This window comes from Micromonospora sp. NPDC047707, assembly GCF_040704235.1.
Classification (GTDB): domain Bacteria; phylum Actinomycetota; class Actinomycetes; order Mycobacteriales; family Micromonosporaceae; genus Micromonospora.
The window spans coordinates 45,662-71,371 of record NZ_JBEYSU010000022.1; the positions used below are offsets into that span (position 1 = coordinate 45,662).

A 25,710-nucleotide genomic window follows, 5' to 3' on the forward strand; every position below is an offset into this window, starting at 1 on the left:
CTGCGGGCGGTGCGCTCGCGGCCGTACGGGTGTCAGGCCGCCCGTTGCGCGGCGGCGGGTTCCCGGGTGAGCACCCCTTGGGCGGGGATCCCCCGCCATCGGGTGCCGGGAATGAGGTGCTCGCCCTTCATCAGCAGCGAGAGCGAGCCCAGGAAGACGTCGTCGCCGACCACGGAGTCGTAGAGGACGATCGCGCGCGTGCCGATGGTGGCGCCGGGACCGACGGTGACCACCGACATCTTCATCACCCGGTCCTCGAACAGGTGGGTCTGCAGGGACACCTCGGTGCCCACGGTCGCGTCGTCACCGATCTCGACCAGGTCGAACTCGGTGAGGTAGGTGGTCCCGATCCAGGTGCGTCTGCCGACCTGGACCCCGAACCAGCGCAGCACCGGTGGCAGGAACGGCGTGCCGACCAGGAGACCGACGCCGGCGGGGACCGCCGCGGCCTCGAAGAGGCCGGTGACGAACTCGGTGCGGCGGACGAAGCCGCTCCAGAGTGGTTCCACGCGGGGGCGGTAGGTGCCGATGACGTTGCGCTTGGTCGCCGCGCAGAAGGCGATCACCGCGATGCTCGACAGCATCGCGACAAAGGGTGACACCAGCGCCGGGACGAGCAGGTCGCGGCCGTTGGCGAGCCAGGAGAGCGCCCAGAGATACAGGTAGAAGCTGGCCCCGAGCACCGCCGCGGGCAGGGTGGCGCGGAAGAACTCGACCAACAGCCGGTGGGCCACCACCCTGCGCGGCGGGCGGAACGTCTGCTCCTCGGAGAAGGTTCCGCTGCTCTGGCGCACCGGCAGGTGCATCGCCGGTGAGCCCAGCCAGGAGGTGCCCTCCGGGACACCGGCGTCGGGCGGCAGGGTGCTGACGCCGATCAGGGAGCCGTCGCCCAGCACCGTGCCGGCCGGCACGAACGCGGCGTTCCCGACGAAGGCCCGGTCGCCGATCGTGGTGGGCAGGAACGCCACCCGACCGTTGGCGAACGTCGCGGCGCCGAGGCTCGCCATGTCCGCGACGAAGCTGTCCGATCCCAGGGTGAGCAGGTCCGGGTCCAGGTGCGCGGCGGTGGAGACCTCGGCGCCGGGACCGACCTTGGCACCGAGCAGTCGCAGCCAGGGTCCGGTGTAGAGGGTCGCGTACAGCGAGTTCGTGAACGTCAGGCTGGCTTCGAGCAGCTTGTCGGCCACCCACTTGCGCACGCCCAGCATCGAGTGCACCTGATGGTGGACGCCGACCGGCACCCGTCGCAGCACCAGGCGCTTGCCGGCGGCGACCAGCGCGCAGACGGTCAGCACGTAGACGATGCCGGCCGGAATGGTCGCGACCAGGCCGGCGAGCAGGCCCCGGGTCAGCAGCACCCACCAGACCAGCGCCACGCTGGGCAGGACCATCGCGATCGTCCCGAGTTCCAGGCCGATCAGTCCGATCAGACCGGCTGCGACGTGGCGCAGGCGCCAGCCATGGCGCAGGGGGTGGTAGCTGAGCATGGATTCGACGGTGGGGGCGAGCCGGGTGGTCGGGGCCGGCGGTGACCCGGCCCAGCGGGCTCCGGGCGGCACCGTCTCGCCGTGGACGAGGACGGACTGCTCACCGAGGCCGGCGTACGCCCCGACCGAGGCGCCGGGTTCGAGGACCGCGTTCGCGCCGACGAAGGCACCCGATCCGATCGTGATCGGCGCGACCACGACCCACCCGTCCTCCGCCCGCCACGGGCGTACCGACACGCCGTACCCGATCGAGGCGCCCGGCCCGACGGTGACCAGGGTCGGCAGGCTGATCGCGCTGGTGGCGATGATGGTCCGGTGGCCGACCCGGGCACCGAGCAGCCGCAGGTAGGTCGCCATCAGGGGAGAACCGCTCAGGACGGTCAGCGGCCCGATCGCCAGCAGCGTGTTCAACGCCCAGAGCCGGACGTAGGTCGGCCCCCACAACCGGTACCGGCCCGGACGGATGCCCGCGGCCAACGGCCGGGCCAGCAGCACCGGCAGCACCCAGCGCACGCCGAGGTAGCTGAGCAGGATCGCGACCATCAGCTCGGCGAGGACGCGGGCCGACACGAAGCCGTCGTTGCGGGTGTAGACGTAGGAGACGGGCAGCGTGACGGCCAGCAACAGCAGGTAGATCACCGCCCCCTGGCCGAACCCGGCCACGGCGATCCGCCGGCTGGGGTGCCGCAGCGGTTCGGGACGGGGTGGTGCGGTCGTCCCGCCAGCCCGCTCGGCGGCGCCGAGGTGTACGGCCATGCCGCGGACGGTCGGGTGCGCGTACAGGTCCCGGACCGCCGGGCTCACCCCGACCTGGCGGGCGCGCAGCAGCGACACGACCCGCGCCGCGAGCAGCGAATGCCCGCCGAGGTCGGTGAAGAAGTCCGCCTCGACCGAGAGGGCCTCGGGCTCGATGCCGAACGCCTCCGCCCACGCCGCGCGTACCTGCTCCTCCAACTCGCCGGCGGCCGCGACGACCGGGCCGGTGGAGCGGGTGAGGCGGCGGCACGGCGCGGGCAGCCGTTTCCGGTCGACCTTTCCGCTCGGCATGGTCGGCAGCGCGGTGGCGACGTCCAGGAAGGACGGGACCATGTAGCCGGGAAGCCGGGTCTGGAGGGTCTGGCAGAGCCGGCCGGTCAGTTCCTCCCAGCCGCGCTCGTCGCCGTCGAGCGGAACGACGTAGGCGGCCAGCTCGCGGGGGGCGTCCGGGCCGTCGGCGACCGGCACGAGCGCGGCCACGGCCTCGGCCACCCCGACGTCCTCCAGCAGTACGCTCTCGATCTCACCGAGGTCCACCCGGTGGCCACGGATCTTGACCTCGGAATCCGCCCGGCCGAGGTATTCGATCTCGCCGTCCTCGGTGATCCGACCCAGGTCACCGGTGCGGTAGAGGCGGCTGCCGGGCGGCGCCAAGGGGTGCTCGATGAACCGGTCGGCGGTCAGTTCCGGGCGACCGACGTACCCGCGAGCCACCCCCGGGCCGCCGATGCAGATCTCGCCGACCTCACCGTCGGCGACCGGCCGCCGCTCCTCGTCCAGCAGCACCGCCGAGTACGTCGGCAGGGGCCGTCCGATGGTGACCGTCCGTCCGGGCAGCAGTTCGCCCCAGGTGGCGGTGACCGTGGCCTCGGTCGGACCGTAGGTGTTGAGAATTCGCCGACCAGGCCTGCTCCACCGCTCGACCAGTTGTCCCGGGCACGCCTCCCCGCCGACGAGCAGGTTCCGGATCCGGGGCAGGTCCCGGGGGACCGTGGCCAGCAGCGTGGGCACACAGTAGAGGACGGTGATGCGCGCCTCGTCGAGGAAGTCGGCGAGCTCGGCGCCGAGGCGGCGGGAGTCGTTCGGCCCGGCCACCAGCGTCGCGCCGACCGACCAGGTGGGCCAGATCTCCTCGATCGCGAAGTCGAAGGCGATCGTCATGCCCTGGTAGACCCGGTCGCTCGGCCGTACGTCGTACACGCCGGGCACCACGTCCAGGAAGTTGCAGATGCTCGACTGCGCGACCTCGACACCCTTGGGCCGGCCGCTGGAGCCGGAGGTGTAGATCACGTAGGCGGTGGGGTCAGGTACGCCGTCGCGGCTGAGGTCCGGCCGATCGCTCGGCGCCGAGGCGACCTCGGCGACGTGCTCGTCGAGGACGAGAGCGCGCCGGTCCCCCACCCGGTCGGCGAGCGCCGAGGAGGTCAACACCAGGTCGACATCGGAATCCTCGGCGATGTAGGCGACCCGGTCGGCCGGGGACTCGGGGTCGATCGGTACGAACGCGGCGCCGGCCTTCCCCACGCCCAGCAACGCCACGTACGTCTCGACCGAGCGTTGCAGCAGGATGGCGACCCGGGAGCCGCTCGCGACGCCGAGGGTCCGCAGCCGGTGGGCGAGCCGGTTGGCGCGCTCGTCCAACTCGCGGTAGGTCAACGACGCGCTGCCGCACTCGAGCGCGATGGCCGCGGGCGTCCGATCGCACGCGGATTCGAACACGTGGTGCAGCCAACGCGTGCCGGCGACCGCAGGCCCGTCCGGCTGCCCGCTCGCCGAGTACCCGGTCGCCGAGTACCCGGTCGCCGAGCCCACGAGGCGGACGTCCGCCTCCGGGGGACGCTCCGGTCGCTCAGTTGACCTTGACGTGCCGAGGGACCCGAACTGCTGCACGGAACCGCCAACCTCCTGCGCCGAACACGTCTCGAACACATGTGCCGTGCAGCCACGACCGTGCCGGACTCGGCGGGTCACCCGGGGAGGTGACGCAGGAGTGCCGGCAGGCATGGAGACCACGGCGTATAACTCACGAAAGGTGAAAATCCGCCGTAAGGCCGGCAGAGCAACATGAAGGTAGCAGACACTTTCATCCCGGGCGGCGAAAAACTGATTGACGCCACAATCAGCGTTTCGCGGAGCCGGCGGGGCTGAGGCGGGCCGGCGGGTTCCGGGCAAGTGGGGTGGTCCTAGGGTGGTACCGACCCCCTGACCGAGGAGCCCCATGGCCGTGGAGCTGACCGCACGGGCCGCGCTCGCGCTGCGGATGAGCAGCCTGCTGCTACGCCCGCACCCGACCGTCCACCTCCGGACGGTCGGCGAGGTGGTCGAGTGGTTCGGCGCGATGCAGGCCCAGGACCTGGCGAGCGGCATGTGGTCGCTGGGCGTCCGGCTGCCTGAGCTGCGGCACAGCGACGTGCACGCCGCGCTGGAACGCCGGGAGGCGCTGCGCACGTGGCCGATGCGGGGCACCCTCCACCTCGTCCCGGCCCGGGACGCCCGCTGGATGCTGGAGCTGACCGGCGTCCGGGTCCGGACCGCCGAGGCCACCCGCCGCGCGCAACTCGGCCTCACCGAGGTCGAGGCCGAGCGGGCGGTGGCGGTGCTCGGGGGCGCGCTGGTTGGCGGCGGCCGGCTGACCCGCGCGCAGTGCCTGGCGACGCTGAAGGCGGCGGGCATCGGCACCACCGGGCAGCGCGGCTACCACCTGCTGTCGCACGCGAGCTTGACGGGCGTCACCTGTCTCGCCCCGAACGTCGGCGCCGAGCAGACCTTCGTCCTGCTCGACGAGTGGGCGCCGGGGCAGCACCGGCCGGAGCGGGACGAGGCCCTGGCGACGCTCGCCCACCGGTACGTCCGCTCCCACGGCCCGGTCACCGCCCGGGAGTTCGCCGGCTGGACGGGGCTGACGCTCACCGACGCCCGCCGGGGCTTCGCCGCCGCCGGTGACGCGGTCGCTCCGGTGCTGGTCGACGGCGAGACGGCGATGGTCGATCCGGTCCTGCTCGACACCGCTCCCCGCCCGGTGGACGACCTGCTGGTGCTGCCCGGCTTCGACGAGTACCTGCTGGGCTACCGGGACCGCTCACTCATGGTCGATCCCGCGCACATGAACGCGATCGTGCCCGGCGGTAACGGCGTCTTCCAGGCCACCGTCGTGCGTGGCGGCCGGGTGGTGGGCACCTGGAAGCGAACGATCGACAAGGCCCGGGTGACGGTGACCGTCGCACCGCTCGCCCCCTTGGACGACCGGGTCCGGGCACGGGTGGAGCGGGCCCTGGCCCGCTACGCCACCTTCCTCGACCGGTCACTGCGTCTCGTCTGGTCCGGATGACATCTCATCCGGGCAGCGAGGGCGGGCGCACCATGGGTCTGCGGAACGGGCCCCAGCCCACGAAGCGGTCGAACAGGTCGCGCGGGCGCGGCCCGTCGTGCGGGTTCAGGTGGTAGAGATCGTGCATCGCCTCGTACAGCAGGCCGGCGAGGTAGATCGACAGGGTCGGGTACCGCCCGTCGAACTCGGCCTTGAGCAGGAGGCGGGCCTCGGCGCACGGCCACGGCTGGCCACACGCCCGGCACGCCCACACCGGCCGCAGCGGGGTGTGCGGCGGCACGCGCTCGGTGCGGTAGCGGGGGGTGCTCCGGGTACGGCCCGAGCCTCGGCTGCGGCAGGTCGGTGAAGCTCACCACCGGCCCCCGTTCGCCCGCCACCGCTGGGCCGGGGTCAACCAGCCGGCGCGGCCGGGGCGGGGGTAGGCGGCGGTCGGCTCCGTCATCCACGCCGGCAGGTTCGCGCGCCGCACTCGTCGCGGCAGCGCCGGCGGCTCCTCGTGGCGGCAGCGGAACCAGCGGGTACGCACATCGACCTCCTCGGTGGTGGAAGGAGGCCGCTCTGCCCTGGGGGAAGCAGAGCGGCCGGCCGCAGGACCCGCCCCGTCCACCTCTTGATACCGAAGCGGGTCCGCGTAGTGACAGTCTGCTGAGGACACCGCTACGGTCGATACGTGCTCCCGCCATCCGTGCAGGTCAGGGCAGCGGTTGAGCAGGCACGGGGGACATGTCGACGAGGACGAGCAGGAGTTGGGGAATCGATGGGGACCGCTGCCGGGTACATCATCAGCGAGCTGCGCCTGTTCCGGGCCGGCCTCGGGCTCAGTCAGGAGGATTTCGGCCGGGGCATCGGGTACTCGGGCTCGCACGTCAGCTCGGTCGAGACCGGCGGCCGGGCGCCCACCAAGGAGTACATGGCGGCCGTCGACGGCGCCCACCGGACCGGGGAACGGTTCACCCGGATGCTGCGCGACCTGGGCCAGCTCGACACCGCGCCACCCTGGCTGCGGGAGTGGATCGAGTTCGAGCGGGAGGCGACCACGCTGCGCTGGTTCGAGCTGGCCTACCTCCCCGGCCTGCTGCAGACCGAACGGTACGCCCGCGCCACGCTGAGCGGCGGCCGGTTCACCGCCGAGGAGGTCGAGCGGAACGTGGCGTCCCGGCTGGACCGGCAGGCGATCCTGGACCGCGACGAGCCGCCGCAGCTCATCGCGGTGGTGGACGAGTCGGTGCTGCGCCGGCCGGTGGTCGACCAGCCGGGGCTGATGCTGGAGCAGTGCGAGCGGCTGGTGGAGCTGGCGGCGTTGGAGCACGTCCAACTGCACGTGGTGCCACCGGATGCCGGGATGTACCTGGGACTGGCCGGCCAGTTCATCATCGCCGAACTGCCCGACGGCACCCGGGTGGCCCACGCCGACAATCAGCTCAAGGCGCAGATCGTCGATGCCCCGGCGGATGTCGCTAAGCTTGCCAAGACGTGGGAGATCGTTCGCAACGAGGCGCTCCCCCGCCGGAAGTCGATCGAGCGAATCAAGGAAGCGGCGAAGTCATGGATGTACTGATCCCCCGGTGGCGCAAGTCGAGCAGGTCCGGCGGCAACGGCGGGTCGTGCGTCGAGGTGGCCGACAACCTGCCGGACGTCGTGCTGGTGCGCGACACCAAGGACCGCGACGGCGGCACCCTCACCTTCAACCCCTCGTCGTGGCAGTCCTTCGTGAATCTGGCAAAGCACGTCGGCCCGGTGGACTGACTCCCGATGGCCCGCATGGTCGGCAGTGGTGGACATCGCGACGTCGGCAGCCACCCTTAGTGCTCGTCCGGAATGCGGCTCGTGTGGTGCTCCTGCGTCGCGGCCCAGCTGGCGAGCATCCGCAGGCCGTCCTCGGAGGTGGAGCCGGCTTCGGCGGTGTAGGCCAGGAGCACGAGACCAGGATCTGAGCTGAGGTCCATGGCCTCGAACGACAGTGCGAGATCGCCGACGACGGAATGGTGCAGCCGCTTCGTGCCGGTGCGATGGAACCGGACGTGGTGCGCTGCCCACCTGGATCGGAAGTGCTCGCTGCGCGTGGACAGTTCGCCGATGAGGTCCGAGAGATCCTGGTCGTAGGGGTTGCTGCCAGCCGCGGAGCGCAGGATCGCAACGGTGTCGGCGGCGGTCGCTTCCCAGTCTGAGTAGAAGTCCCTGCTGCGGGGGTCGAGGAACGCGAAGCGCGCCAGGTTGCCCGGCTGCTCGGCCTCGCCGAGGACGTCGGAGTACAGGGCGTGTCCGAGCCGGTTGGCCGCCAGGATGTCCAAGCGGTGGTTCAGAATTCCGGCTGCGGCTTCCGTCATCGTGTCCAGCAGACGCTGCAGGCTCGGGCGGACGCTGCGGGGGCTCACGCGACGACGCTTGGCGGGTGCGGCGTTCGCGGCGCGCGCCAGGCCCCGCAGGTGCGTGTGCTCGGCTTCGTCGAGCTGCAGGACGCGTGCGACCGAGTCCAGAACGCTCTCGGACACGCCGCGGAGGTTCCCGCGCTCGAGACGGTTGTAGTAGTCGACGCTCACGCCTGCCAGCAGTGCGACCTCTTCGCGGCGCAGTCCCGCCACACGGCGTCTTCCACCGTAGGCGGGGAGACCCGCGTGCTCCGGTGTGATCTTCGCGCGCCGGGATGTCAAGAAGTCACGCACGTCGTCCGGCAAACTCATGCGCCGAGGCTAGTTCAGGAGCAACCCGGTGAGGGAGGTACTGGCGTTACACCGAACCTCAGTTGCTGTCGCGCCGAAGGGCAGCCACCCTGCGGCAACCTCCCGCAGTGCTGCTGCGCAGGGGACGCGCGCCGACGGCGAGCCCCCTGCCCAGCAGCTGCGAGGGGTGGTGTGCTTGTCACGCCTCCGGGATCGGCCAGTTGCCGATCTCCAGCGTGACGGCCTCCGGGTCGGGGCCGTTGCGAACGCCCTTGTCGAGAGCGTCGAGCGCCGCCATATCGCCGGCGCCGAGCACGATGTCGAAAACGTTGAAGTTCTCGGCGATCCGCTCGGGCTTGACCGACTTCGGGATCGCCGAGCGTCCCTGCTGCAGGTGCCAGGCGAGCATCACCTGCGCGGCGGTCTTGCCGTACGCGTCGGCGATGCCGCGAATCACCGGCTCCGTGAGCGTGCTCGTGCGGTTCTCGGGGGCCAGTCCGAGGATGTCCGGATAGAAGGTGACGCCGCCGATCGGCGACCACGCCTGGGTGAGGATGCCGTGCTCCGCGTGCGCCTGTTGCATGTCGCGCTGAACGAAGTACGGGTGCAGCTCGATCTGGTTGACGGCGGGCACGATCTCGGTGCGTTCGAGCAGGGCCTTGAGGTGGTCGGTGGTGAAGTTCGAGACACCGATCGCACGCACCTTGCCGGCGGCGAGGAGCTTCTCCAGCGCCTGGTAGGAGGCGACGGTCTTGTCGAAGGCCGAGGGCAACGGCTGGTGCAGGATCAGCAGGTCGATCTGGTCGACGCCCAGCTTTCTCGCGCTCTTGTCGAACGCGTGGAGGGTCTGCTCGTAGCCGTAGTCGCTGATCCAGACCTTCGTCTCGATGAAGACCTCGGATCGGTCGATGCCCGAACGACGGATGCCTTCCCCGACCTCGCGCTCGTTCGAGTAGACGGCCGCGGTGTCGACGTGGCGGTAACCGATGGCAAGCGCGGCCTCCACTGCCGCCGCGGTCTCCTCCGGCGCGCTCTGGAACACACCGAATCCGAGCGCCGGAAGGGTGACACCGTTGTTCAGGGTGAGCAGAGGTGCAGCGGTCATGACGCTCCTTCTTCTCTCATTCCGGAGTTGGGCCTCAGGGCAAAGGCAGAGCCCGCGTCCAGTAAGCGCCACGTCCTGACGTCGTGGGAGTTCCTGTCTTTCCAGGTACTACGAGTCCACCCCGATGCCGCGTCGATGACCGGTCAGTTGCCAGCGCCATGAAGAGCCCACCATCTCGGCGACGCGGTCAAGCACCCCGCATCACGACCACGTGTCGAGGGGGCGCCACTGGCCGGAGGTGTAGCAGTGGTCGCTGGCGTCGGTGGGGCAGTACGCGCTCTTGTAGGTGTGGCTGCCGAACGCCTGCACGAAGATGTAGTCGATCTGCCGGTTCGTCTTCGGACGGGTGGGGAACGTGTCCCCGAGGACCAGGTCCACCATGTTGCCGTACGCGCCCGGCAGCTTGTCCCGGGTCAGGTTGAAGTCGCCGGCCAGGGAGAATCGGCGTCCCGGCTCCATCCAGGCCGTCGCGTTCCAGATGTACTCGGCGGCCTGGTGAATGGTGTCGCTTTCCTTTCCGGCGCCGAGGTGCGAGGTGCACTGCCCCATGGGGCCCGCGTAGGTGCCGAGTTTCAGGCAGAGCATGGTGCGGCATTCCGTTTCCGCGTCGGTGCAGGTCTTGCCCGGGTTGGACAGGAACCAGGCCCGCCCGTCCTGGCGGACCCCGCCGGGATGGAAGATCGCGTTGCCGAACTCCTGATTCCCGCAGTTGGTCTCCCGTTGCTTGCTGACCACGAAGGTGCCGGCGCTGTTCAACCGATCCGCCAGCGTCCGGAACGAGGTCACACAGATCTCGTTGACGGAGATGAACCAGGCCCCGTCTGCCACCGCCATCCAGACGAGGACGTCCCGCGCGGTGGCGGCCTGCTCGATCGTGCACGCCTCCCGCTTGGCGTTGCAGATGTTGTAATGGTGGATCTTCGCACTCACCGCCGCCGTCGACATCACCGCCGGAGCCGGGCGGGGCGTCGCCGGACCGGCAATGGTGATCACCGGAGGCGCCGGCACCTCGGCTGCGGCGGCGGCGACACCGGTCGTCGTGACGGCGGCGCCGGTGCTCATCAGAAGGACCGCAATGGACAGGGCCAGTCCGCGTCTCATGGTCGCCACTCCAATCGTCGGTAGCCGCCATGAGCTCATACACATCGACTTATGTCAACTTGTCGATCAGCGACGCGGCGGCCCGGCCGCAGGGGCGCGCGAGGTGTCCAGGGTCAGGGGGTTGCCCTCCGCCGATTCGCGAACACGGCGAATGGCCAGCTGTCACACGCATTCGCAGACGAGGACAACTGGCCATCCGTTCGACGGAGCCGACCCCTCCCGGTCAGTCGGCCAGCGCGCCCGCCGCCCGGCCCTCGTGCAGGGTCAGGTTCCGGCCGGTGTTCGGGTCGAACAGGTGGATCTTCTCCAGGTTGAACCAGACCCGGTGGCTCGCCCCCTCGCGTACGGCCGACTCGGCCGACAGCCGGGTGACCAGGCTCGCGCCCCCGCCGGTGAAGTCGGCGCCGGCGTCGGCGGCCAGCTCCTCCAGCTCGGCGGCGCTGGCCCGCTCCCCCTCGACGCCGAAGTAGACGTACTTGTCGGAGCCCATCGACTCGACGATCTCCACCGGCGCCTCGAACTCCATGCCCCGGCGGCGGGTGTCGTCGTCGACCAGCGCCGCGTCCTCGAAGTGCTCGGGCCGGATGCCGAGGATCAGCTCGCGCGGGGCGTCCGCGTCGTCGAGCTGGCGGCGGACCCGGTCGCCGAGCGGCACGTCGCCGAGCGCCGTCCGCAGCGAGCCGTCCTGCACGGCCGCGTGGAGGAAGTTCATGGCCGGCGAGCCGATGAACCCGGCGACGAAGAGGTTGCGCGGGTGGTCGTACAGCTCCTGCGGCGGGCCGACCTGCTGCACCGCGCCGCCGCGCATGATGACCACCCGGTCGCCGAGCGTCATCGCCTCGGTCTGGTCGTGGGTCACGTACACGGTCGTGGTGCCGAGCTGCTTCTGCAGGCGGGACACGACGGTCCGCATCTGCACCCGCAGCTTGGCGTCGAGGTTGGACAGTGGCTCGTCCATGAGGAACGCCTTGGGCTGGCGGACGATCGCCCGCCCCATCGCCACCCGCTGCCGCTGGCCGCCGGAGAGGTTGGCCGGCTTGCGGTCCAGCAGCGGGGTCAGCTCCAGGACCTTCGCCGCCTCCTCGACCTTCTGGTTAATGGTCTCCTTGTCCAGCTTCTGCAGGCGGAGCGGGAACGCCATGTTCTCCCGGACGGTCATGTTCGGGTAGAGGGCGTAGGACTGGAACACCATCGCGATGTCCCGATCCCGGGGGGCCTTGTCGTTGACCCGCTGGCCGCCGATGCGCAGCTCGCCGGAGCTGATGTCCTCCAGGCCCGCGATCATGTTGAGGGTGGTGGACTTCCCGCAGCCGGACGGTCCCACCAGGATGACGAACTCGCCGTCGGCGATCTCCAGGTCGACGTCGGCCACCGCGACGGTGCCGTCCGGGAACTTCTTGCTCACCTTGTCGAGCACGATGTCAGCCACGACTACCACCTATCCCTTGACTGCGCCGGAGGTCAGGCCGGAGACGATGCGGCGCTGGAAGAAGAGCACGAACAGGATGATCGGAATGGTGATCACCACGGCGGCGGCGCAGATCGCCCCGGTGGGGTCCTCGAACTGTGACTCGCCGGTGAAGAACGACAGCGCGACCGGCACCGTACGGGCCCGTTCGGTGGAGGTCAGCGTGATGGCGAACAGGAAGTCGTTCCAGCAGAAGATGAAGACCAGGATCGCCGTGGTGAACAGCCCCGGCGCGGCCAGCGGCGCGATGACCCGGCGGAACGCCTGGCCCTGCGTGGCGCCGTCCATCTTCGCCGCCTTCTCCAGGTCCCACGGGATCTGCTTGAAGAACGCCGACAGCGTGTAGATGGCCAGCGGCAGGGCGAACGTGATGTACGGCAGGATCAGGCCGGGCCAGGTGTCGAAGAGGCCGAGCTGCCGCTCGATCTCGAACAGCGGTGACACCAGCGACACCTGCGGGAACATCGCGATCAGCAGCGACACGCCGACGAGCAGCTTCTTGCCGGGGAAATCCAGCCTGGAGATCGCGTACGCGGCCATCGCACCGAGCACGACCGCGATCAGGGTGGCGATCAGGGCGATGCCGATCGAGTTGACCAGGGCACGGACGAACTGGTCGGTCTGGAAGATCGTCCGGTAGTTGTCCAGCGTCCACTCGCGCGGGATGAACTTCCCGTCGGTGAGCGTGGCCGGGGTCTTGAACGACAGCGACGCGATCCACAGCACCGGGATCAGCGCGAAGACGACCACGAGGACGTCGAGCAGCCCCCAGCGCAGCCTGGCCTTGGTGGTGGTGTCCGCCATGTCAACGCCTCTCCCCGTCGTCGCTGCCGGGGGCAGCGGTACCGAACAGCTTCACGAAGATGAAGGCGATGATCGCCACGGTGATGAAGATCAGCACCGACATCGTGGACCCGATGCCGAGGTTCAGACCCCGGATCAGGTTGTTGTAGGCGATCATCGACACCGACGACGTCTCGTTCGCCCCGGACGTCAGGACGTAGATGTTGTCGAAGACCCGGAACGCGTCCAGCGTGCGGAACAGCAGGGCGACCAGGATCGCCGGCTTCATGACCGGCAGCATCACCTTGGTGAACCGCTGCCAGGCCGTCGCACCGTCGGTGGAGGCCGCCTTGAGCAGGTCCTCCGGCACCAGGGCCAGGCCGGCCATCAGCAGCAGCGCCATGAACGGCGTGGTCTTCCAGATCTCGGCGAGCATGATGATCGCCAGTGAGCTGGCCCGCTCGGTCAGCGGCGCGCCCTCGCTGAACAGGTTCGCCAGGTAGCCGGTGCCGGGCGTCCACGCGTACCGCCAGGAGAACGCGGCGACGACCGTGACGATGCCGTACGGGATCAGCGCCGCGGTCCGGACGATCCCCCGGCCGACCAGCGTCCGGTGCATGATCAGCGCCAGCCCCATGCCGAGCACCAGCTCGACGGCGACCGTGACGACGGTGATCAGCACGGTGACGCCGAACGCCGTCCACCAGAAATCGTTGGTCAGCACGGTCACGTAGTTCTCCAGCCCGATGAACTCGCGCTGGTCGGGGAAGCGCAGGTCGAAGCGCTGCATCGACAGCCAGACCGAGTAGAGGATCGGGTACGCCGTCACCAGCACCATGACCAGCGCGGCCGGCGCGCAGAGCAGCCAGCCGAGCCGTCGCTCGGCGCGCTTGTTCTCGCTCAGCGGGCTCCTGTTGCGGCGGTTGGCCCGCTGCGCGGGCACGACCGCGTGCCGCCCGCTACGGGTGGCGGTCTCGTCGGCGGTCACGTCCGCGCCCGCCGGGGTGGCGTTGACACTCACGGCAGGACCCCCTTCGACTCGAGCGCGTCCGCGATGGCGGCGCGCAGCTCGTCCGCGGTCTGCTCCGGGTCGATCGCCGACGGCGGCGAGAGGATCGCCGAGGTCACCGTGGAGATGCTCTGGTAGGCCGGCGTCAGCGGGCGCACCGCCGGGTCCTTCAGCTCCTCGAGGATCGTGTCCTTCATCGGGTACGCCTCGGTCATCTCCGGGTCGTCGTAGATGCTCTCGATGGTCGGCGGCACACCGTCGTTGATCGCGGAGAACTTCTGGTTCTTCTCGTTACGGATGCACTTCGCGGCCTCGAAGGACTCCTCCGGGTGCTCCGAGTACGCGCTGACGGCCATGTTCACCCCGCCGATCGTCACCTTGCTCGGGGTGCCCTCGTCGATCCCCGGGACCCGCGCCCAACTCACCTGCGTCGCGAGGTCCGGGTTCGCCTCCTGCATCGCCGGGTAGACGAACGGCCAGTTCACCTGGAAGGCGCCGTTGCCGGACTGGAACTGCAGCCGCACCGGGTCCTCGGTGGCGTTGCTGAACGACGGTGACGCCACGCCCGACGTGGCGAAGCGCCGGAGCTGGTCGAGGGCTCGCACCGTCCCCTCGTCCATCACCGCCTCGGTGCCGTCGTCGTTGAGGATCCGCCCGCCGGCGCTCTCGGCGAGGGTGTTGTAGAGGACGACCAGGCCCTCGTACTGCGCGCCCATGGTCAGCACCTGGTACGGCTTGCCCTGCTCCTTCAGCTGCTGGGCCGCCGCGATCATCTGGTCCCACGTCTTCGGCGGCTCCGGCACCAGGTCCTTGCGGTACCAGAGCAGCTGCACGTTGGTGTTCTTCGGCGCCGCGTACAACCGGCCCTCGTACCGGGCGGTCTCCAGCGGGCCCTCCAGGGTGCCCCGCTCGGCCTCGGCCCGGTTCTCGCCGGTCCACTCCAGGATCCAGTCCGCGCTGGCGAACTCCTGGGTCCAGGTGACGTCGAGGCCGAGGACGTCCATGCCGGTGTCCTCGGCGGCGAGCCGGCGCACCATCTGCACCCGCTGCTCGTCGGCCTGCCGGGGCAGCACCCGGTAGACGATGTGGTACCGCCCCTGCGCCTGGGCGTTGCAGTCGTCGACGACCTTCTGCAGGTTCTGCTCGGGCGGGTAGTACAGGTTGATCGTGGGCGTACCGCCGGCACCGCCGGTCCCGCAGGCGGCCATGGGCGCCACCAACGTCAGCGCCGCGGCGGCGGCGACCGCGCGGGCGCGGGGTCGACGTCGCCGTCGGGCCTGGTCAGAGTCGCTCATCACCCCTCCCCTCCTTCTCGGCCAAAGCCGGGGGAAGGCTCCGTGCCCCGGCGCACGGCGAGACGGACGGGGCGCCGACCGGACAGGTGCGTCGCGCCCCGGGCGTTTCGTGGCCTGAACACTGCCCGACCTGCGAAGTTCCGAAACCTGACGGCAACCGGAGCGCCACGATCCGTCCCGGTGTGGCGCAGATCACCACGCTGCGGGCCGGGACGGGCGCCCGTACGCTCGCCCGATGGACGTCACCTTCTTCTTCGACCCCGCCTGCCCGTGGACCTGGCGTACGTCCCGCTGGCTGGTGGCCGTCGCCGACGCCCGTAACCTGCGCATCGAGTGGCGGGCGTTCAGCCTGGCCCTCCTCAACGAGGGAAACGTGCCGCCGGAACGCGCCGCTGCGATGACCGCCTCGAGCCGGGCGTTGCGCCTGGTGGAGGCGCTGCGCGCCGAGGGGCGGCACGACGACGCGGGCCACTTCTACGCCGAACTGGGCACCCGCACGCACGACGCCGGCAACCGGCCGGCCCCGAAGATCGTGGACGCGGCCGTCGAGGCGGCCGGGCTCGGCGGCGCGGCGGCGGCGCTCGACGACGAGCGCTGGGACGCGGCGGTACGCGAGTCGCACACGCTCGCGTACACGTCGGTGGGCCCGGACGCCGGCTCGCCGGTGCTGATGCTGCCCGGCGCCGAGCGCGGCCTGCACGGGCCGATCCTGACCGAGGTGCCCGGCACCGACGACGCCCTGACCATCTGGGACTGCACCGTCCCGCTGATGCGCCTGCCCACCTTCCACGAACTGAAACGCGCCCGCCACTGAACCACCCGCGGCAGGATCCGCGCAACTTCGGGGAAGATGTCCCCTCGCCGCGCGAGTGCGGACGAGACAGCACTTTCCCTGAGGTTGCGCGCCCGGGCCGGGCCGGGGTCGGCGGCGGCGGCGGCGGGGCGGCGGGTCGGCATGATGGAGCCGTGATCGCGCGGTTCAAGGATCTGTGTCTCGATGCTGCCGACGCCCAGGTGCTCGGCGAATTCTGGGGGCGGGTGCTCGACGGGGAGGTCGTGGACGCCGGGGACGGGGACACCCGCGTTGATCCCCGGGCGGCCCGCTCCGGCGCCGAGTCGATCTGGGTCAACCGGGTGAGCGAGCCGCGTACCGGCAAGACCCGCGTACACCTGGAACTGCGGCTGGCCGGCGCGGACCCGGCGCCGCTGGTCGCGGCCGGAGCGCGAATCGTCCGCGAGCCGGACGAGGAGATCGAGTGGTGGGTGCTCGCCGACCCGGACGGCAACGAGTTCTGCGCCTTCGCCGGCCGGCCGGACACCCGGCCGGGGCCGATGGAGCTGGTGGTGGACTGCGCCGAACCGGAGCGACTGGCCGGCTGGTGGGCCGGCGTGCTCGGTGGCGAGGTGGAGATTACCGGCTGGGACGCGGCCTCGTTGGTCGGCGCGACCGGCTTCCCGTGGGACGAATGGATCTTCAACCCGGTGCCGGAGCGCAAGACGGTCAAGAACCGGATGCACTGGGACGTGGACCTGGTCGACCCGGAGCCGACCGCCCTGATCCGGGCCGGTGCCACGCTGCTGCGCGAGCCGACCGACCAGACCCGCTGGTGGGTGCTGGCCGACCCGGAGGGGAACGAGTTCTGCGCCTTCCCGCCCCGTCCCACCGAGTGAGCGGACGGTTACCCGGCGACCACCGGGTGGACTAGCGTTTACCTGCGCGTTCGCCACCGACGTCGACACGCCTCGGCCGACCCCGGCCCGCCCGATCGGTTGGTTCTCGCGGGAACTCCCACCGCCGCCGCCCCGGTTGGGCAGGATCGTCCCCAACGAGGAGGTGCCGTCGTGCAGGACACCCGCGCTCTCGCCCTGACATTCGAGGTGAGCGGCCTGCCACCGGTCAAGACCGAGGCGCTGTCCATCTTCGCCGCCGGGCATCGGCAGGCGACGAGGGTCCGCGCCCTGCTCCAGGCGGCCTGCACGGCGGCCCAGCGCACCGGCTGGACCCCGCTGTCCGGGCCGATCGAGGTGGACCTCGTGCTGCGTTGCCCGCCGGGGCACCGCACCTCCGACGCGAGCACCCTGCTCGGCGGGGTGTGCGCCGTGCTCCAGGACAAGAAGCGGGTGGGCAGCATCGGCCTGGCCCACCTCGGCGTCCTGGTGGACGTCGCCCTCTACGACGACGACCGGCAGATCCGGAAGTTGTCGTACACGGAGGAACCGGCGGAGAACTTCTCATACCAGGTACGGGTGGCGGCCGTACCGGCCGCGGTTTGACCGACGGCCGCGGTGGGGTACCGCGGTCGCCGAGGAAGGGAGCGCCGATGTCGGAACCACACGTCACGCTGGATCCCCGCGACGCGGTGCAGGAGAAGCTGCGCGGCCCGCTGGAGGATCAGCTGACCTCGGCGTTGCAGGCCGCGACCGAACGGGTGCGGGCCAGCTACGCCGGTGAGCCGGTCGAGCAGGTCTGCCAGCGGCTGCTGGACGAGACCCGCGCCGGCCTGCACCCCGACATCGCGGCCGGCTTCAACCCGGACATGGAGGAGTTCTGCCGGGTGGCGGTGGCGATCGTCCGCGGCGCGGGCAGCTGACGCCCGGCGGCCGGACCCGCCCTGCCTCTCATCAACTGCCTCGACGAGCTGTCGGCGGTGGGCATCGAAAATGGGTCAGGACCGGGTCCGCAACTACCCGGCCCTGACCCTCCGCCGTCCGGTGTGGTAGCGGACATCGCCATGGTGGACGCGCGGGCGCGGCACGCCGCCCACGCCGGGCCCACCACAGCGAGCCGGCCCGCCTGCACTCAGCTCCACGGTGCCCACAACCGGACCGCACGCGCTCCGACTCACCCCGAAGAGCCGTGAGCGCCGGATCAGGTTAGGCGCGTTTTCGCAGCGCAAACAAGGTTCGCACCGGCCGTGGAAGCGTGATTGATGCCAAGGTGAAAAGCGGCATGTCGACGTAACGCGCCACTGCCACCTAGCGCTGTTTCCGGTCGAGGCGACCACTACGCGCGCGGCCGGTGACGGTCGCCGCGACCCCGCCGGCGAGGAGGGCGCACGCCAGCGCGTGCAGCAGCCGTACGCCGGTCGGAGCGATGTGTTCCGCAGCCGGCAGCAGCGGCACCACCGCCACCCCGGCGGCGAGGACCACCCCCGCTACCGCGACGAACACCGCCCGGCGGGCCGGCACCGCCGACGGTGCCTCCGTCAGCATGTCACGGCGGTCCGCAACCCGACGTGCGACCCCGACGGTGACCACCGCGCCGAGCAGCGTGCTGGCCGGATCCGACACCGTCCACCAGTGCACACCGGTGGCGCCGTACCAGTCGACGCCGAGGGCCCCCAGCCAGTTCGTGTGGGTGACCCGGTCCCACACGACGTGGCTGATCGCGCCGAGCAGCGCCGACCCGGCGGTGATCCACCAGGGATGCCGGACCGCCGTCAGCGCGGTGTAGTCCGTCCACCGGAAGCGGGAACCGGCCGGCAGGTGGGGGGCGACCACCGCCACCGCACGACGGACGACCCACGCGTACGCGAGGGCCACCGGCAGGCACCACCAGAGCAGCCCGGCGGCCGTGTGCGTCCGCGGGAGATCCCACGCGGTGCCGGTGAACAGGTACGCCACGTCCGGCGAGACCGCCCCGGTGACCAGGGCGACCCCGTCGAACCAGCGGGGTCGCCAGAGCTTCAGCGGCAGGACCGCCGCCGGATGGGACGGAAACGTCAGCGGCACGCCGGGAGGTTACCGGGTCAGAAGTGCCGCAGCAGGTCCGGAAACGCGGCGAGGTGCAGGACACTCGGGTCGCTGGCGTCCAGTTCGTCGTGCTCCAGCACCCACGTGTTCTCGTTGGGGATGAACACGGCGTTCATCCCGGCCGCGCGGGCCGGCAGGATGTCCGACTTCGGGGAGTTGCCGATCATCCAGGCGTCGGCCGGGTCGAAGTCGTGCTCCTTGGCCAGCCACCGGTAGGTGTCGACGGTCTTCTCCGGCACGATGTGCGCGGCCCGGAAGTGGTGCAGCAGGTCGGACGCGTCGAGCTTGCGCTGCTGCTCCTCCCGTTCGCCCTTGGTGAGCAACAGCAGCTCGTGGCGGCCGGCCAGCTCGTCCAACGCCTCGGCCACGCCGGGCATCAGCTCCACCCGGTGCTCGACCAGGGCGACCGCCAGGTCCTGGATCTCCCGCTGCTCGGCCTCGGTGGCCGGCCGCTCCCGCAGGTGCTGGAAGCACTCCCCCAGGCTGCGCAGGAAGACCTTGCTGCCGTAACCGTGCGTCACGGCGTTGGCCCGCTCGATGTCGTCGAGGATGGCGCGGACCTCGGTGCGGTCCAGCGTCGGGTGGTCCACCCACGCCAGGAAGTCGTCGATGACCCGCTCGAACAGGACATTGTTCTCCCAGAGCGTGTCATCGGCGTCGAAGACCAGTACCCGTCCCGGCTCGATCACCACGTCACCCGTCACGTCGCCCCCTTCGTCGCCCGGGCCACCGTACTGGCATCGGCCACTCGGGTCAGCCGAGTTCCGTTCAGCGGCGGAGGTCGAGGATGAGGTCGGCGACCAGGGCCGTCCAGCCGGTCTGGTGCCAGGCGCCGAGCCCGGCCCCGTTGTCGCCGTGGAAGTACTCCGGGAAGCAGATCAGGTCCCGCCAGTCCGGGTGGGTCTGGAAGAGCTGCGCGGCGCCGTAGATCGGGCGCCGGCCCCAGCCGTCCCGGGTGAACAGGGAGATCAGCCGGGCGGACAGGTCGTCGGCGATCTCGTCGAGGCTGCGCTTCACACCGGACCGGGTCGGGTACTCGACCTGGAGGTCGTCGCCGAAGAACGCGGCGTAGTCGCGCAGCGCGCTGATCAGCAGGAAGTTGGTCGGCATCCAGATCGGGCCGCGCCAGTTCGAGTTGCCGCCGAACAGGCCGCTGGTCGACTCGGCCGGCTCGTACCCGACGCAGAACTCCTGCCCGCCGAGGGTGACCGCGAACGGCTTGTCCAGGTGGGCGCGGGAAAGCGTCCGCAGCCCGTACTCGGAGAGGAACTCGTCGGTGTCGAGCATCCGGGCCAGCAGCCGGACGATCTGCTCCGGGCCCACCATGGACAGCAGCCGCTGCTGACGGCCGTCCGGGCCGAGCCGCCGGGCGCCGATCACGTCGGCGTACTCGGGCCGGTTGGTGAGGAACCAGCGCAGCCGCGCGCCCAGCTCGGGCAGCCGGTGCAGGGTACGGGCGGTCAGCCGGGTGACGGCGGCGAGGGGCAGCAGCCCCACCACCGAGCGGACCTTCAGCGGCACCTTCGTGCCGTCGGCGAGCCGCAGCACGTCGTAGAAGAAGGCGTCCTCGTCGTCCCACAACCCCTGCGAGTACGCGGCCGCGGCGATGTACGCGAAGTGTTCGAAGAATTTGGTGGCGGTGTCCACCCAGGTGCGGTCGTGCTCGGCGAGGACGACGGCGATGTCGAGCAGGTTGAGCGCGTACATCGCCATCCAGCCGGTGCCGTCCGACTGCTCCAGCACTCCGGCCACCGGCAGCGCGGCCGAGCGGTCGAACGGGCCGACGTTGTCCAGCCCGAGGAAGCCGCCCTCGAACACGTTGTTGCCGCCGGTGTCCTTGCGGTTGACCCACCACGTGAAGTTCAGCAGCAGCTTGTGCATCACCCGGGCGAGGAACGTGTGGTCCCGGCCCCCGTCGATCTCGAACACCTTGAGCGCCGCCCAGGCGTGCACGGGCGGGTTCACGTCGCCGAACGCCCACTCGTACGCGGGGATCTGCCCGTTGGGGTGCAGGTACCACTCGCGGAGCAGGAGCAGCAGCTGCTCCTTGGCGAAGCCCGGGTCGACCCGGGCGATGCTCACGCAGTGGAACGCGAGGTCCCAGGCGGCGTACCAGGGGTACTCCCACGGGTCCGGCATGGAGATCACGTCGAAGCTGGTCATGTGCCACCAGTGGCTGTTGCGCCCGTGCCGGCGACCGGCCGGCGGTGGCGCGGAGCCCGGGTCGCCTTCGAGCCACCGCTTGACGTCGAAGTGGTAGAACTGCTTGCCCCACATCAGCCCGGCGATGGCCTGCCGGGCGACCAGCGCCTCGTCCGGGGTGGCCTTCGCCGGGATCACCCCGGCGAAGAAGCGGTTCGCCTCGGCCCGCCGCGCCCACACCACCGCGTCGTAGCCGTCGCCGAGGTCGGCCGGCGGGGGCGGTGTGCCGCCGGGCGGTGGGGCGGTCCGGGTCAGCCGCAGGCGGATCTGCCGGTACCCACCGGCCGGCACGGTCAGGACGTAGTGCAGCGCCCCTTTGGTGCCCTCCCGCTCCGGGTTGACCGTCGGCGCCCCGGCGACGACGTGGTCGTTGATCCCGTCCTTCGGGTAGCGGGACCGGCTGGGCAGCCCCCATAGCCGCTCGGCGTTGGTGTCGTTGTCGCACAGCAGCGGTGTGGGCTCGCCGTCGCCCTCCAGCACGAGCTGGCCGAGCACCCAGTGCTCGCCGACCAGCCGGGCGCCCGCGCCGTCGGGGGCCGAGCCCGCCGCCGAGCCGACGATGCGGGGCACCCGGTCACCGCCGGGCAGGCCCCACGCCCACGTGTTGCGGAACCAGAGGGTCGGCAGCACGTGCAGGGTCTCCGCCCGGTCGCCGCGGTTGGCGACGGTGATCAGGACGCACAGGTCCGTCGGGCCGGCCTTGGCGTAGTCGACGGTCACCGCCCAGTACCGGTCGTCGTCGAAGATCCCGGTGTCCACCAGCTCGTACTCGGTGTCGTCCCGGCCGCGCAGCGCGTTGACCGCGACGAGTTCGTCGTACGGGAAGGCGGCCTGCGGGTAGTGGTAGCGCCAGCGCATCCAGGAGTGGGTGGGGGTGGAGTCCTCGTACCACCAGTAGTCCTTCGCGTCCTCGCCGTGGTTGCCGCCGTCCCCGCCGAGGCCGAACATGCGCTCCTTCAGGATCGGGTCCCGGCCGTTCCACAGCGCCAGGGCGAAGCAGAAGGTCTGCCGGTCGTCGCAGACGCCCGCCATGCCGTCCTCGCTCCACCGGTAGGCTCGGGACCGCGCGTGGTCGTGGGGAAAGTAGTCCCACGCCGTACCGTGTTCGCTGTAGTCCTCCCGTACCGTCCCCCACGCCCGCTCGGACAGATAGGGACCCCATGCGCGCCACTCCCGCTCCCCCGCGTCGGCCTGGACGAGCCGGATCCGCTCAGGGTCGGGCGCGGAAGCGTCGGGAGGCGGCACGTCGGTGATCACTCGCACATCTTCGACGCCGCCGGGGTACTTCACCACAGCGGCCATTCTTCTCGTGCCGCGTCACACCTCGCCGCCGGTGGAGGGAAATTGATCGACATCACCTTCGGTCCACAGGTCTGCGGTGAGCTGACCAGCGCCGCCACCCGGGAGTGGCTGGTGCCGGACGGTCTCGGTGGGTACGCCATGGGCACGGTCGCCGGGCTGCGCACGCGCCGCTACCACGGTCTGCTGGTGGTGGCGGGCGAGACACCGGCGTCCCGACGCGTGGGACTGGCGAGCCTCGACCCGGCGGTCGTGCTCCCGTCCGGGGCGCGGGTACGGCTCGGCGCCCACGAGTGGGCGTCCGGTGACGTGGATCCACGGGGCTTCGAGTTGCTGGAGCGCTTCGACCTGGCCGACGGGCTGCCCCGCTGGCGCTGGCGGATCGGCGACGTGGTGATCGAGCGGGAGCTGGCGACCGTGCACGGCCGGCCGTGCGTCGCGGTGGTGCACCGGCTGGTGACCGGCGGCCCGGTCCGGCTGGAACTCGCCGCGGCCTGCACCTGGCGGGACGCCCACGGCGAGCGCCGCGCCGACGGGCCCACGCCACGGATGGACCCGGTCGCCGACGGCGCCGTGGTCGAGGGCTGCTTCCGGCTGGCCGGGCCGGGCTGGGTGCCGGAGGGGCAGTGGTGGCTCGGCGCGCACCACCGCGAGGAGGCCGCGCGCGGCCTGCACCCCGACGAGGATCTCTGGTACGCGGGCGGCTTCGTCGGCGCGCTGGACCGGCCGGGTGACACCGTCTCGGTGCTCGCCTGGGCCGGCGACCTGGCCGCCGAGCCGCCGCCCGGGCCGGAGGTGGTGGCCGCCGCACGGGCCCGCAACCGGGCCGTGGTCGCGGCCGCGCAGCCGGTCGACCCGGTCGAGGCGACGCTCGTCCTGGCCGCCGACGCGTTCGTGATCGGTACCGGCCGCGGCCCGGACGTGGTGGCCGGCTACCCGTGGTTCGGCGCCTGGTCGCGCGACACGATGATCTCCTACGAGGGTCTGTTCCTGTGTACCGGGCGCGCGGACGAGGGCCGCGAGCTGCTGCGGTCGTACGCGGCGACGCTGTCGGAGGGGATGTGTGCCAACACCGCCGACACCGGCCGGGTGGAGTACAACACCGTCGATGGCACGCTGTGGTTCCTGCACGCGGTGAGCCGGCACGTGACCGTCACCGGTGACACCGACCTGGGCGCGGAGCTGCTGCCCGGGCTGCGCGGCGTGATCGACGCGCACGTGGCCGGCACCCGGTTCGGCATCGTCGTCGACCCGGCGGACGGGCTGCTCACCCAGGGCGCCCCGGCCGTCGCATTGACCTGGATGGACGCCCGGGTGTACGGGGTGCCGGTGACGCCCCGGGCCGGCAAGCCGGTCGAGGTCAACGCGCTGTGGATCAACGGTCTGGCCGGGCTCGCCGAGCTGGCGGAGCTGGTCGGGCAGGACGCCGCCGAGCTGTGGCGGCTGCACGACCGGGCGGTCTCCGCCTTCCGGGAGCGGTTCCCCGCCCCGACCGGATGGCTGCACGACGTCGTCGACGCGCCCGCGCCCGCGTACCCGCTGGGCGGTGCCGCCGTCCACGACGACGACCTGCTGCGGCCCAACCAGCTGCTGGCCTGGTCGCTCCCGTACGCCCCGCTGGACCCGGACGAGCCGACGCTGCGCCGCGTCGCCGCCGGGCTGCTCACCCCGCTCGGCCCCCGCAGCCTCGCCCCGGACTCGCCGGAGTTCGTCGGCCGGCACCGCGGCGGCCCGGCCGAACGGGACGGCGCCTACCACCAGGGCACCGTCTGGCCGTGGCTGCTCGGCCCGTTCGTGGACGCGAGCCGGCGGGCCAAGCTCCCCGTCGACGAGCTGTTCGTCGGGATCGAGGCGCACCTGACCGAGTTCGGCCTCGGCTCGGTCAGCGAGACCGCCGACGGCCTTCCGCCGCACCGGGCCACCGGGTGCCCGTTCCAGGCGTGGTCGGTGGCCGAGCTGCTGCGGGTGCGCCGGGTCCGGTAGGCAGCGGTTTACACGACCGCAACGGTTGTGTCTCCGCTGGTTAGCCAGCTACCAGCAGGATTGGTCCCGATCCAGTCGCGACGTCAACGGGGCACGGAAATGGTGCCGGCCGGCGCGCGCTCGGGGACAACTCAAGGGGGCCGCATGTCACCAGACGCCGCCGTCATCGACCTCCAGCCCGCCCGGCACGAGCGCGTGCTGATGTTGTCGTGGGAGTACCCGCCGGTGCTCGTCGGCGGCCTCGGCCGGCACGTCCACGCCCTGTCCGTCGCCCTCGCCGCCGCCGGCCACGAGGTCACCGTCGTCACCCGCCACGCCGACGGCGCACCCCTGGAGGAGTACGCCGACGGCGTCCGCATCGTCCGCGCCGCCGAAGACCCCGTCACCTTCCCCCTCGCCACCAGCTCGCTGCTGGCCTGGACGATGGCGTTCAACCACACCCTCACCCGCGCCGCCCTGCGCGCCACCGAGACCGGCGGGTACGACGTCATCCACGCCCACGACTGGCTCGTCGCCCACACCGCCATCACCCTCGGCGAGCATCTCGGCCTCCCGCTCGTCACCACCATCCACGCCACCGAGGCGGGCCGGCACCAGGGCTGGCTCCCCGAGGAGATGAACCGCACCATCCACGGGATCGAGCACTGGCTGAGCAACGCCGCCACGCGGATGATCACCTGCTCCGGTTACATGCGGGACCAGGTCACCACGCTGTTCGAGGTGCCGGCCGGTGACGTCGACGTGGTGCCCAACGGGGTCGACGACCGGGCCTGGCACGCCCGCCCCCGGGCAGTGGCCTCCGCCCGGGCCCGGTTCGCCGGGAACGGCCCGCTGATCGGGTACGCCGGCCGGCTGGTGTACGAGAAGGGCGTCCAGCACCTCGTGCGCGCGGTGCCGTACCTGCGCCGGCGGCATCCCGGGCTGCGGGTGCTCATCGCCGGCGACGGGCCGTACCGGGAGGAACTGGTGGACCAGGCGCGGGGGCTGCACCTGCACGACACGGTCCGCTTCGCCGGGTTCCTCGACTCGACGCAGCTGCCGGCCGTGCTGGGCGCCACCGACGCGACCGTCGTGCCAAGCCTCTACGAGCCGTTCGGCATGGTCGCGCTGGAGGCGGCCGCGGCTGGCGCGCCGCTGGCGGTGGCCGCGACCGGCGGGCTCGCCGAGATCGTCGAGCCGGGGGTCACCGGGGTGACGTTCCCGCACAGCGACCCGGACGCCCTCGCCGGAGCGGTGGACCAGCTCCTCGCCGACGAGGTGTTCGCGCGGCGGGTTGCCCGCCGCGCCCGGGCCATGGTCGGCGAGCGGTACGGGTGGGCGACAATCGCGGCGCGCACCGCCGGCACGTACGCCACGGCCCGCCGTGCGCACCTCACCGGCGGGCGGCTGGCCAGGGCCCGGCCCGGCGAGCGCCGACGGAGCATCGAGATCCCGGAGGGGAACCTCCTCGCGATGGGCGGTGCCGCCGGCTGAGCGGCGGT

General features: G+C 71.5%; 21 protein-coding genes and 1 pseudogene. 9 read left to right on the top strand and 13 right to left on the bottom strand.

Features of this window, described 5'->3' with window-relative positions:
- Positions 1 to 32: 32 nt before the first annotated feature.
- Positions 33 to 4,133, bottom strand: a complete 4,101-nt coding sequence (locus AB0873_RS21900) for a Pls/PosA family non-ribosomal peptide synthetase (RefSeq protein WP_366601726.1) — start codon at positions 4,131 to 4,133, stop codon at positions 33 to 35.
- Positions 4,134 to 4,461: 328 nt separating this feature from the next.
- Between AB0873_RS21900 and AB0873_RS21905 the strand changes: the two genes are divergently transcribed.
- Positions 4,462 to 5,571: a winged helix DNA-binding domain-containing protein gene (locus tag AB0873_RS21905; RefSeq protein WP_366601728.1), complete on the top strand. Its 1,110-nt coding sequence runs from the start codon at positions 4,462 to 4,464 to the stop codon at positions 5,569 to 5,571.
- A 4-nt stretch (positions 5,572 to 5,575) separates the two neighbouring features.
- Here AB0873_RS21905 and AB0873_RS21910 read toward each other — a convergent pair.
- Both AB0873_RS21910 and AB0873_RS21915 read right to left on the bottom strand, forming a co-directional pair.
- Positions 5,576 to 5,924, bottom strand: a pseudogene (locus AB0873_RS21910) (hypothetical protein).
- Complete coding sequence (locus tag AB0873_RS21915; RefSeq protein ID WP_366601729.1) at positions 5,921 to 6,097, bottom strand: hypothetical protein; 177 nt, start codon at positions 6,095 to 6,097, stop codon at positions 5,921 to 5,923. The pseudogene AB0873_RS21910 and the gene AB0873_RS21915 overlap by 4 nt, the downstream one beginning before the upstream one ends.
- A gap of 231 nt (positions 6,098 to 6,328) precedes the next feature.
- On the opposite strand from AB0873_RS21915, the gene AB0873_RS21920 reads away from it, so the two are divergent.
- On the top strand, positions 6,329 to 7,129 hold the full coding sequence (locus AB0873_RS21920) for a helix-turn-helix transcriptional regulator (RefSeq protein ID WP_366601730.1): 801 nt from the start codon (positions 6,329 to 6,331) through the stop codon (positions 7,127 to 7,129).
- On the top strand, positions 7,117 to 7,317 hold the full coding sequence (locus AB0873_RS21925; protein ID WP_366601731.1) for a DUF397 domain-containing protein: 201 nt from the start codon (positions 7,117 to 7,119) through the stop codon (positions 7,315 to 7,317). Before AB0873_RS21920 ends, AB0873_RS21925 begins: the two co-directional genes overlap by 13 nt.
- Before the next feature lie 56 nt (positions 7,318 to 7,373).
- On the opposite strand, the gene AB0873_RS21930 is transcribed toward AB0873_RS21925, so the two are convergent.
- The 7 genes from AB0873_RS21930 to AB0873_RS21960 all read right to left on the bottom strand — a co-directional run bounded on the left by AB0873_RS21930 (position 7,374) and on the right by AB0873_RS21960 (position 14,992).
- Positions 7,374 to 8,252 (bottom strand): helix-turn-helix transcriptional regulator, encoded by an 879-nt coding sequence (locus AB0873_RS21930; RefSeq protein ID WP_366601733.1) that lies wholly within the window; start codon positions 8,250 to 8,252, stop codon positions 7,374 to 7,376.
- Between the two features lie 178 nt (positions 8,253 to 8,430).
- Positions 8,431 to 9,408 carry an aldo/keto reductase gene (locus AB0873_RS21935; protein WP_366601735.1) on the bottom strand — a complete coding sequence of 326 codons (978 nt, stop codon included), beginning with the start codon at positions 9,406 to 9,408 and terminating at the stop codon, positions 8,431 to 8,433.
- Between the two features lie 129 nt (positions 9,409 to 9,537).
- On the bottom strand, positions 9,538 to 10,398 hold the full coding sequence (locus AB0873_RS21940) for a hypothetical protein (protein WP_366601737.1): 861 nt from the start codon (positions 10,396 to 10,398) through the stop codon (positions 9,538 to 9,540).
- Between the two features lie 262 nt (positions 10,399 to 10,660).
- Complete coding sequence (gene ugpC, locus AB0873_RS21945) at positions 10,661 to 11,866, bottom strand: sn-glycerol-3-phosphate ABC transporter ATP-binding protein UgpC (RefSeq protein ID WP_366601739.1); 1,206 nt, start codon at positions 11,864 to 11,866, stop codon at positions 10,661 to 10,663.
- Positions 11,867 to 11,875: 9 nt separating this feature from the next.
- On the bottom strand, positions 11,876 to 12,709 hold the full coding sequence (locus tag AB0873_RS21950; RefSeq protein WP_366601741.1) for a carbohydrate ABC transporter permease: 834 nt from the start codon (positions 12,707 to 12,709) through the stop codon (positions 11,876 to 11,878).
- A 1-nt stretch (position 12,710) separates the two neighbouring features.
- Entirely contained in the window at positions 12,711 to 13,709 is a 999-nt protein-coding gene (locus tag AB0873_RS21955) for a sugar ABC transporter permease (RefSeq protein WP_366601743.1), read from the bottom strand.
- Positions 13,706 to 14,992 carry an ABC transporter substrate-binding protein gene (locus AB0873_RS21960; protein WP_366601744.1) on the bottom strand — a complete coding sequence of 429 codons (1,287 nt, stop codon included), beginning with the start codon at positions 14,990 to 14,992 and terminating at the stop codon, positions 13,706 to 13,708. Before AB0873_RS21960 ends, AB0873_RS21955 begins: the two co-directional genes overlap by 4 nt.
- Positions 14,993 to 15,227: 235 nt before the next feature.
- On the opposite strand from AB0873_RS21960, the gene AB0873_RS21965 reads away from it, so the two are divergent.
- The 4 genes from AB0873_RS21965 (at position 15,228) to AB0873_RS21980 (ending at position 17,583) form a co-directional block, all read left to right on the top strand.
- Positions 15,228 to 15,806: a DsbA family protein gene (locus AB0873_RS21965; RefSeq protein ID WP_366601746.1), complete on the top strand. Its 579-nt coding sequence runs from the start codon at positions 15,228 to 15,230 to the stop codon at positions 15,804 to 15,806.
- A gap of 152 nt (positions 15,807 to 15,958) precedes the next feature.
- Positions 15,959 to 16,663 (top strand): VOC family protein, encoded by a 705-nt coding sequence (locus tag AB0873_RS21970; protein ID WP_366601747.1) that lies wholly within the window; start codon positions 15,959 to 15,961, stop codon positions 16,661 to 16,663.
- A 171-nt stretch (positions 16,664 to 16,834) separates the two neighbouring features.
- Positions 16,835 to 17,266, top strand: coding sequence for a hypothetical protein (locus AB0873_RS21975; protein ID WP_155331338.1), 432 nt, complete (start codon positions 16,835 to 16,837; stop codon positions 17,264 to 17,266).
- A gap of 47 nt (positions 17,267 to 17,313) precedes the next feature.
- The gene (locus AB0873_RS21980) at positions 17,314 to 17,583 is read left to right on the top strand and encodes a hypothetical protein (RefSeq protein ID WP_155331337.1); all 270 of its coding nucleotides are present in this window, start codon (positions 17,314 to 17,316) and stop codon (positions 17,581 to 17,583) included.
- A gap of 385 nt (positions 17,584 to 17,968) precedes the next feature.
- Here the strand turns inward: AB0873_RS21980 and AB0873_RS21985 are convergent, their stop codons facing one another.
- The 3 genes from AB0873_RS21985 to AB0873_RS21995 form a co-directional block, all read right to left on the bottom strand.
- The gene (locus AB0873_RS21985) at positions 17,969 to 18,724 is read right to left on the bottom strand and encodes a DUF4184 family protein (protein ID WP_366601749.1); all 756 of its coding nucleotides are present in this window, start codon (positions 18,722 to 18,724) and stop codon (positions 17,969 to 17,971) included.
- Between the two features lie 17 nt (positions 18,725 to 18,741).
- A complete protein-coding gene (locus AB0873_RS21990) occupies positions 18,742 to 19,437 on the bottom strand; it encodes an HAD family hydrolase (RefSeq protein WP_366601784.1) in 696 nt (231 codons plus the stop codon).
- Positions 19,438 to 19,513: 76 nt separating this feature from the next.
- Positions 19,514 to 22,249, bottom strand: coding sequence for a glucosidase (locus AB0873_RS21995; RefSeq protein ID WP_366601751.1), 2,736 nt, complete (start codon positions 22,247 to 22,249; stop codon positions 19,514 to 19,516).
- A gap of 42 nt (positions 22,250 to 22,291) precedes the next feature.
- Between AB0873_RS21995 and AB0873_RS22000 the strand changes: the two genes are divergently transcribed.
- Positions 22,292 to 24,229, top strand: a complete 1,938-nt coding sequence (locus AB0873_RS22000) for an amylo-alpha-1,6-glucosidase (protein ID WP_366601753.1) — start codon at positions 22,292 to 22,294, stop codon at positions 24,227 to 24,229.
- A 144-nt stretch (positions 24,230 to 24,373) separates the two neighbouring features.
- Complete coding sequence (locus AB0873_RS22005; RefSeq protein ID WP_366601754.1) at positions 24,374 to 25,702, top strand: glycosyltransferase family 4 protein; 1,329 nt, start codon at positions 24,374 to 24,376, stop codon at positions 25,700 to 25,702.
- The last annotated feature ends 8 nt before the right edge of the window (positions 25,703 to 25,710 follow it).